This window comes from Sphingomonas cremea (genome assembly GCF_021502585.1).
GTDB classification, from domain to species: Bacteria; Pseudomonadota; Alphaproteobacteria; order Sphingomonadales; family Sphingomonadaceae; genus Sphingomicrobium; species Sphingomicrobium cremea.
In genome coordinates this window covers 1-1,250 of sequence record NZ_JAKFGM010000008.1, presented here as the reverse complement: position 1 = coordinate 1,250, position 1,250 = coordinate 1, and the positions used below count along the sequence as shown (strand labels likewise).

Here is a 1,250-nt window from a genome sequence, read left to right as displayed (position 1 = left end):
GGCGAGCCGCCAAGCAGCGGGTTGTCGCAGTTGATGGTGAAGGTGTTGCCGAAGTCACCCGACGGCGCGATCTGCGCCAGCGTGTGATCGTCCATGAACATGAACTCAAGGTACGGCTTGATCGCCGGCGAGATCTCATAATCGGCGAAGACGCCGCCAGTGTAACGTTCGTCCGGACGCTGGAAATAGTTGAGCGGAGCGAAGTTGTAGGTACCGGTCGAACCGGCGCCGCCGATCGTGCCCGGCCCAAGCGCTCCCGCGGTCGAGGTGACGATCGTGATCGGATCCCCGGCCTCATTGACCGTCGAGGTCGAGACGAAAATCAGCGCGTTGCCCGGGTTGTTCGTCGCCGAACCGCCGCAGCGTACGTTGCGGGGACCGAATACGGTCGGGAAGAAGCCGTTGGCCGAGCGGGCCGATTCCTGGATGACGCAGGCGCTGTAGTTGCGGCGTCCCTGCAGCACCGGGTTGACGTTGCGATAGCCGAAATAGGCCACCGCATGACCGCGGTCGTCGTCGAACTTCACGCCGATCGACAAGGTGCCGTCAAAGGCGCCGCCATCGGCCACCGACCCTTGCGGAGCGGTGTAGCCGCGACCACGGAGGATGCTGTTCATCGTCTGCTCGTCGCCCGCCGCCGCGCAGCCGGCATTGGCCTGACGGTTGAAGCAGTTGGCGTGCAGCGACAGGTTATTATTATTGTGCTGGTAGAAGCTGTACTGGCCGTCGAACCGGATCCCGGTGAAATCGTCGTCCATGATGAAGTTGACGACGCCCGCGACCGCGTCCGCGCCGTACACCGACGAGGCGCCGCCGGTGAGGACTTCGGCGCGCTTGATCAGCGACGACGGGATGAAGTTGAGATCGGCGGCCTGGGTCGTGCTGTTCGGATCGCCCGGAACCATGCGACGGCCGTTGATCAGGGTCAGCGTACGCTTCGAACCGAGATAGCGAAGATCGACTTCCGCGGTACCGCTGGCGCCGTTGGAAACGCCCGAAGCCTGCGAAGCGCCGACCGACGGCAGCGAGTTCAGCAAATCTTCGACGCGGCTTGTGCCCTGAAGCTTGAAATCCTGCGAGCTGACCACCGTGACTGGCGCAGCCGATTCGAGGTTGGCCGAAGGAATGCGGGTGCCGGTAACGACGATGTCGCGCGTACCTTCATCAGCCGGGGTCGCGGCTTCAGTTGGCGTGGGCTCCATTGCGGCCGGCGGCTGGGCTTCAACCGGACCAGATGTATCCGGAGGAGT

General features: G+C 63.8%; 1 protein-coding gene. It reads right to left on the bottom strand.

Annotated features, from left to right (window positions below; genetic code table 11):
* On the bottom strand, positions 1 to 1,202 hold a 1,202-nt coding region (locus LVY65_RS13165), incomplete at its 3' end, for a TonB-dependent receptor plug domain-containing protein (RefSeq protein WP_235068730.1).
* Positions 1,203 to 1,250: the final 48 nt, after the last annotated feature.